Raw genomic sequence first — 6,655 nt, forward strand, 5'->3', positions numbered from 1 at the left:
AAGCGGCTCCAACCGCTCCCACTGAGCATCTGTCAGATCACCCCTATGTCTCACAGTCCTATCAACGACTCAACTGATCGCCAGGACACTGCCTAACGCGGCGAAGGCCGTGTCCACCTTCTTCGGTGTCTCGCTTCGGAGGGGAAGCCGACGCTGGCCTTCTGCACGAGGATCCGCTCGTGTGTCTCGGTTGGCGGGCGTCGATGCTGCGCCTCGAAATACCCTCCTGGAGGTGACGGCATGACGTCGGCAGCCGTGTTCACCGCGGTCCTCGCGGTCCTGTTCGTCTCCCATGTCTGGGCGGATCGTTGCTGGCAAATGGACACGTGGGCAGCGGCGAGCGGCCGCCCGGAGTCTGAGGCCGGCGGGCCGACTGCTGCCGAGCCGTGGCGGGGCCCTGCTTAATTAACCTTCCGATCGGCTGGACCGGAGCCGCGGTGGGGATCGCGTTCTCGGCCGTAGCCATGGGTTCTGGGACCGCCGATGACCGGTGATGGCATGGATGCTCTTGACCGGCAGTGGCGAGTCAGCGAAGAACCAGCAGGGCCGATACTCCGTCGACCAGGCCCAGCACGTCTTCTGCCTCTGGGTGTCGGCCCTGCTGATCACTCTGCTGTGACACCAGCGCCTGCCTTTCTCCCCGAAGGCTGGCTGTGCCCCTTGATCGCCGGAGCACGGGTTTCTTCCGTGACGAGCGCAGGCAGACGGACCGGATCGGAAGCGCTCTGCGCGGGGAGAACCCTGCGGTGCTGGGGCGGTTGAGGGCGGGGTTCGCGGTGATCGGAGAGGCACAGTTCCTGCCGGGCCACTCGGTGCTCTTGGTGGACGGCCCCCGTGTGCAGCGGCTGTCCGAGCTTCCGAAGGCGAAGAGGCTGGCGGCCCTGTCCCATATGGACGTGCTCGGTGAAGCCGTCGAGCATGCCTGTCGGCGTCTTGACCGGCATTTCGCCGGGTGAACATGGAGATCCTTGGCAACACCGACGGATTCCTGTGTCGAATGGCTCCGAAGATTTCAGTAGCGCAAGACTCCTTTCAGTAGAGATTTCAGCGGCGCACAAAAGATTGCGGTGCAGCGCTGAGGGTGACTGCCGTGGTTGCGGCTGGGACGGACCCAGGCGAGTTGGAAGCCTGTCGGCGTACTGTGCAGCGGGTTTGACATCCCCGGTCGTACGTCAGGTGTGGCGGCTGCCTGCTGTGCCGTTTCCACTTCCGGGTGAGGCATTGCCGAGCTGGTTGGATCACTCGCGGCCGAGTGCGAAGTCGATCGCACGCAGACCGCGGAGGCATGCGGGGGCCTGGGCACGGGCGACGGATCGGTGAGGGCTCGGCTGCGCGGGTGTTGCCCGCGCCGCTGATGGCTCAGCGGCGCAGGCAACACCATCGACCACCTGGAGTGGTCGGATCAGAGTTTCTCGTCTGCCCCCTCGGTCAGCAGCGGGTAGTCGGTGTAGCCGCGGTGGTCGCCGCCGTAGAAGGTGGTGCCGTCGGGCTTGTTCAGCGGGGCTCCGGTCTGCCAGCGGTGCACCAGGTCGGGGTTGGCGATGAAGGCCCGCCCGACCGCGACGAGGTCGGCCCGGCCGGAGTTGACGAGGCTCTCTGCCGCGGCGACGTCGGTGACGGGATCCCAGCCGTTGCTGACGATATGGCAGCCGCCGAATCGGTCGGCGAGGTCGGTGAGCAGCTCGGAGGCGGGGTCGCCGATGATGTGCAGGTAGGCCAGGCCCATCGTTGAGAGGGCGTCGACGAGGGGGCGGTAGGTGGCCGCCGTGGCTTGCGGATCGGTCTCCAGTGCGCCGTGCAGGTTGATGGCCGGAGAGATGCGGATGCCGACGCGTTCGCTGCCGATGGCGTCACTGACGGCTTGGGCGACTTCGATGACGAAGCGGGCTCGGGCCGTGGGCGAACCGCCGTAGCTGTCGGTGCGCTGGTTGGTGGAGGGGGCGAGGAACTGGTGCGGGAGGTAGCCGTTGGCGCCGTGCAGTTCGATCCCGTCCAGGCCGGCGTCGACGGCCGCGCGGGCGGCCTGAGCGTATTCGTCGATGACGGCCGGTATCTCTTCGGCGGTCAGGGCTCGTGGGGTGGGGTGGGGCTGAGGGCCGGCGGCCGTGAACATCTCGCCCGGTGCGGCGATGGCGCTGGGGGCGACGGTCTCGGCCTGGTGCTTGTTGTCGGGGTGGGAGATTCGGCCGGCGTGCATGAGCTGGGCCACGATCCGGCCGCCTGAGCGGTGCACACCGTGGGCAATGGCACGCCACGCTTCGATCTGCTCGGGGCTGTGCAGGCCGGGCGAGTTCATGTAGCCCTGTCCGACGGTGCTGGGCTGCACTCCCTCGGTGACGATGAGGCCGGCGGTGGCCCGCTGGGTGTAGTAGGTCGTCATGAGGTCGGTGGGCACGCCGTCGGGGGTGGCGCGGTTGCGTGTCATGGGGGCCATGACGATGCGGTTGTTCAGCGTCCACTTGCCCACCGTGACGGGCGCGAAGAGGTCAGTCATGAAAGGAGCTCCTGTGATGAGGGTGCGGCGTGCCTGTCAGGCGAGGCGGCGCACGGCGATGACGGTCGCGGTCTGTCCGTCGGGACCGGTGGGCTCCCGTTGTGGGGTGGCCAGGCGCTGGGGTCTCCGGCACGCCGCGTCGAGAACAAGATCGTCGTAGATGTCCTGCGGGCTGGGGAAGCGGGTGTCGGCGTCGGCGTTCCAGGACCAGGGCGGTGTCGCGCCGTGGTCGACGACGAGGAGGATCCCGTCGGGCGTAAGCGCGTGTGCGGCCTGGCGCGGGACGACGGCGCGCGGGAAGGCGTAGGGGGTTTGCAGGTACTGGGCCGAGATGAGGTCGAAGGCGCCGTCGGGGAACGTCCGGGCCAGATCGTGCTGTTGCGTGCGCACCTGGGATTCGACGCCGTTTCGGACGGCGAGCCGTGTGCCGCGCCGCAGGGCGGTGGGGCGATGTCGACGGCCGTGACCTGCCGGCCGTGCGTGGCCGGCCAGAGGCTGCCGCCGCCTTCGCCGCATCCCAGGTCGAGGGCGCGTCCGGGCGGGAGATGTACGGCGGTCTCGGCGAGCAGCGGGTTGGCGGTGTCCTTCCGGACGCCGTCCTTGTCGTAGAGCCGCTCCCAGAACTGGGCGGCGCCGCTGACGGCGTGGATCTCACGGATGAACTCGTCCATCGCGGTGTCCTCTCCTTCAGATGACAGGGGTGGCGTGTTCAGTGGACGGGGGCTGAGGCAGGCATGTCGCCGACGTCGGTCCTGGGTGTTTTCACCAGGGCGATGAGGGCGATGAGGGCGGCGGCCAGGAGCGTGCCGGCGACGATGAATGCGATGCGGTAGCCGTGGACGAGGGCCTCCAGCCGCACGGCCTGCGAAGCCTTGCGCGAAGTCGTGCCGTGGGCCGTGAGGTAGCCGGTGACGGCGGATACGTAGAGGGTGTTGAGCAGAGCGGGGCCCAGGGCGGCGCCGATCTGCTGGCTGGTGCTCAGGGCGGCGCTGGCCACGCCCACGTCGCGCGGATTCACCCCGGAGAGCGCCACATTGGGGCCGGCCAGGAAGAAGAAGCCGACGCCGACGCCGACCAGTATCTGGGTCGGCAGTACCTCGCCCGTGTAGCCGGAGCCGGAGTCCAGGTGGGTGAGCCAGAGCAGTCCCACTGTGGCCAGCGTGGTTCCCGCCACCATCAGGGTCTTGGGGCCGAGCCGGGTGACCAGGGAGGCGCCGAGGGTGGTGGTGGCGATGATGCCGACACTGAAGGGCAGGAAGGCGCAACCGGCCTGCAACGGCGTGTAGTTGAGGTTGACCTGCAGGAAGTAGGTCATAAAGAGATTCATGCCGAACATGCCGGCACCAATGAGGAGGTTGGCCAGGAACACTCCGCCACGGGATCGGTCGAGAACGACTCGCAGCGGCAGAAGCGGGTGCGCGCTGCGGTGCTCCACCACCACGAAAGCGGTCAGCAGGACAACGGCGGCAGCCAGGAGCACCAGTGTTGCGGGGGCGGTCCAGCCGTCGCCGTCGGCTGCCTGGGCGAAGCCGTAGACGAGGGCGACAAGTCCTCCGGTCACCAGGAGGGCGCCGGGGATGTCGTAGTGGCGGTCTCCCCCGGCCCGGCTCTCGCGGATGTAGGAGCGGGTGGCGAGGGCCGCGGCCAGGGCGATGGGAATATTGATGTACATGCACCAGCGCCAGCCCGCGTACTCGGTCAGCACCCCGCCCAGCAGCAGGCCGACGGCGCCGCCTCCGCCCTGGAAGGCGCCGAAAATACCGAAGGCCTTCGCGCGTTCCTTCGGGTCGGTGAAGGCGACCGTGAGCAGCGAAAGGGCGGCGGGGGCGAGCAGGGCGGCGAAGGCACCCTGCAACGCGCGGGCTGCGAAGAGGGTGCCCGGGGCGGGGGCCAGGCCGCCGAGCATGGAGGCGGCGGCGAAGCCGAGCAGGCCGATGAGAAGGATCTTCTTGCGGCCGGCGAAGTCGGCGATGCGGCCGCCGAGCAGGAGCAGGCCGCCGAAGGCCAGCGCGTAAGCGGTGATCATCCACTGTCTGCCGGTGTCACTCATGCCGAGATCGCCCTGGGCCCGAGGCAGGGCGATGTTCACGATCGACACGTCGAGGACGACCATCAGCGTCGCGACGGACGCCACGGTGAGTGTCATCCACCGGTGCGGATCCGGCGAGGCAGGATCGGGTGCCGTGCGGGCGCGGCGGATGAGGCTGGTCATCGGAGGCTCTCCTGAGCAGTGAGCGAAAAGGTGGGGCAGCGGCAGGTGCCTTTGCGTCGCTCGGAGAGTGGGACACGGCCTGCCAAGGTTGCAAACCCCCATGCCACTTCAGCAAGGTGGGCGGCATGAGCAACCTCGATCGTGTCCTGACCGCCATCGGACCGCGGCTGCGGGCACTGCGCCGGCAGCACGGCATCACACTGGCCGCCCTCTCGCAGACCACAGGGATCTCCGAGAGCACGCTGTCCCGGCTGGAGAACGGCAGCCGCAAGGCGAACCTGGAACTGCTGCTGCCCCTGGCCCACGCGTACCGGGTTCCCCTGGACGAGTTGGTGGGAGCGCCGGAGACCGGTGACCCGCGCGTACACCTGCGTCCCGTCACCCGCGGCGGCATGACGTACGTGCCGCTCAGCCGCCGGCCCGGCGGGCTGCACGCGCACAAACTCGTCATCACCCCCTCCACCGGAGAACCCGAGCTGAACATCCACGAGGGCTACGAGTGGATCTACGTGCTGGACGGCCTGCTGCGCTTGTTGCTCGGCGAGCGCTCCTTGACCCTGGCGCCGGGTGAGGTGGCGGAATTCGACACGCATGTGCCGCACTGGCTGGGCGCAGCCGACGATCAGCCGGTCGAACTCCTGGTCATCTTCGGCAAGCAAGGCGAACGGGCCCACCTCAAGGCGCGCCCTGCCTGACGGCACCGTCGTCACTCCGCGTCCGGCGGCAGGGCGTCGAGGCCGTGCCGGCGCTCGCCCAGAACGCGCTCGCACACCTGCGCCCCGCTCTCGGCACTGAAGGCCGCTGCGGACGGGGCCACGCGGCGGCGGGCGACCGCTTCGTCCGCGTCAGCGTTGACGAGGTCGCCGTTGATCGCCGCTGCCGCCGTCACGCCGCCGGCCTGGGCCTGGGCGAGACCTGCCATCACATCGGCCACGTTCCCGGCCGCCCACACGCCTGCGACGTCCGTCGCGCCGGTGGGGTCGGTGGACACATAGGTGCCCACTCCCATGGGGTGCGACGCCAGGCTAACGCCCAGCCCCGCCAGGACTTCGCCCTGCGCGACGAACCGGGGAGCCACCACCAGGGACTGCACGGGGACCACCAGGCCGGAGGCGAGCCCGACACCATCCAGCTTGTCGTCCAGGATCTTCAGGTCGGTCACCTCGCCCTGCACGACCTCGATACGGCGGGCCGCCAGGCGTTCCCACTGGACCTCCTCGGGCTCGGGTCCGGTGTGCAGGAACAGGGTCACCTGACTGGACCACTGGCGGAACAGCAGCGCCTGATGCACCGAAGCGGCACTCGTGCCGAGCACGCCGATCGGCGTGTCACGCACCTCCCAGCCGTGGCAGTACGGGCAGTGCAGCACGTCCCTTCCCCACCGCTCACGCAGCCCAGGCACCTGAGGAAGTTCATCCACCAGGCCCGTGGTCACCAGCAGCCGCCGGGACCGGAACGTCTTGCCACCTGCCGTGCTGACGACGAAATCTCCGTCCACGCGCAGCGCGCCCGTGGCGCGGTCGGCGAGTATCTGTCCGCCGTACAGGGAGACTTCGCCCCGCCCGGCGCGCAGTAGCTCCAGGGGCGCGACCCCGTCGCGTGACAGCAGGCCGTGGGCTGCGGCGGCGGGGGCGTTACGGGGCTCCCCCGCATCCAGCACCAGCACCGAACGCCGGGCACGCGACAGGGTCAGTGCCCCGGACAGGCCGGCCACACCACCGCCGATCACGATCACGTCGAAAACGTCAGAATCCAGTTTCTCGCTCATACGGCACACCGTGCGGAGAGCTGGGACGAAGCGCTATTCCTCTTGCCGGTCCGGCAAGGCCGGACCCGTTTCTTCGCGTTCGTTGGGGGGGGGGGGGGACCCCCCCCCCCAACCCCCCCACAGAGGCTTTTGAAGCGACAACTAGTCAGGGTAGTAAAAAAAAAAAAAAAAAAACCACCCC

6 protein-coding genes and 1 pseudogene are annotated in these 6,655 nt (G+C 68.9%); 3 read left to right on the forward strand and 4 right to left on the reverse strand.

Annotation, left to right across the window (positions count from 1 at the left end):
- Window positions 1-493 precede the first annotated feature (493 nt).
- Window positions 494-619, forward strand: a complete 126-nt coding sequence (locus ACFXPL_RS36725; RefSeq protein WP_384927524.1) for a hypothetical protein — start codon at window positions 494-496, stop codon at window positions 617-619.
- A 127-nt stretch (window positions 620-746) separates the two neighbouring features.
- Window positions 747-991 (forward strand): annotated as a pseudogene (locus tag ACFXPL_RS36730) (diadenosine tetraphosphate hydrolase); the annotation flags it as partial.
- A gap of 411 nt (window positions 992-1,402) precedes the next feature.
- On the opposite strand, the gene ACFXPL_RS36735 reads toward ACFXPL_RS36730, so the two are convergent.
- The 3 genes from ACFXPL_RS36735 to ACFXPL_RS36745 all read right to left on the reverse strand — a co-directional run bounded on the left by ACFXPL_RS36735 (window position 1,403) and on the right by ACFXPL_RS36745 (window position 4,706).
- Window positions 1,403-2,494, reverse strand: coding sequence for an alkene reductase (locus tag ACFXPL_RS36735; RefSeq protein ID WP_384927525.1), 1,092 nt, complete (start codon window positions 2,492-2,494; stop codon window positions 1,403-1,405).
- Between the two features lie 36 nt (window positions 2,495-2,530).
- Window positions 2,531-2,884: a hypothetical protein gene (locus ACFXPL_RS36740; protein WP_384927526.1), complete on the reverse strand. Its 354-nt coding sequence runs from the start codon at window positions 2,882-2,884 to the stop codon at window positions 2,531-2,533.
- Window positions 2,885-3,203: 319 nt separating this feature from the next.
- Window positions 3,204-4,706, reverse strand: a complete 1,503-nt coding sequence (locus tag ACFXPL_RS36745) for an MFS transporter (protein WP_384927527.1) — start codon at window positions 4,704-4,706, stop codon at window positions 3,204-3,206.
- Window positions 4,707-4,831: 125 nt separating this feature from the next.
- Here ACFXPL_RS36745 and ACFXPL_RS36750 point away from each other — a divergent pair, with 125 nt between their 5' ends.
- On the forward strand, window positions 4,832-5,401 hold the full coding sequence (locus ACFXPL_RS36750) for a helix-turn-helix domain-containing protein (protein WP_384927528.1): 570 nt from the start codon (window positions 4,832-4,834) through the stop codon (window positions 5,399-5,401).
- Window positions 5,402-5,412: 11 nt separating this feature from the next.
- Here the strand turns inward: ACFXPL_RS36750 and ACFXPL_RS36755 are convergent, their stop codons facing one another.
- Entirely contained in the window at window positions 5,413-6,474 is a 1,062-nt protein-coding gene (locus ACFXPL_RS36755; RefSeq protein WP_384927529.1) for an NAD(P)/FAD-dependent oxidoreductase, read from the reverse strand.
- Window positions 6,475-6,655: the final 181 nt, after the last annotated feature.

Origin of the sequence: Streptomyces sp. NPDC059092, assembly GCF_042756365.1 — a bacterium.
Classification (GTDB): domain Bacteria; phylum Actinomycetota; class Actinomycetes; order Streptomycetales; family Streptomycetaceae; genus Streptomyces.

What these genes read in the sequence shown, in the direction of transcription:
- ACFXPL_RS36725 (WP_384927524.1), top strand. Translation starts at nt 494, where the DNA reads ATGGCATGGATGCTCTTGACCGGCAGTGGCGAGTCAGCGAAGAACCAG.
- ACFXPL_RS36735 (WP_384927525.1), bottom strand. Translation starts at nt 2,494, where the DNA reads ATGACTGACCTCTTCGCGCCCGTCACGGTGGGCAAGTGGACGCTGAAC.
- ACFXPL_RS36745 (WP_384927527.1), bottom strand. Translation starts at nt 4,706, where the DNA reads ATGACCAGCCTCATCCGCCGCGCCCGCACGGCACCCGATCCTGCCTCG.
- ACFXPL_RS36750 (WP_384927528.1), top strand. Translation starts at nt 4,832, where the DNA reads ATGAGCAACCTCGATCGTGTCCTGACCGCCATCGGACCGCGGCTGCGG.
- ACFXPL_RS36755 (WP_384927529.1), bottom strand. Translation starts at nt 6,474, where the DNA reads ATGAGCGAGAAACTGGATTCTGACGTTTTCGACGTGATCGTGATCGGC.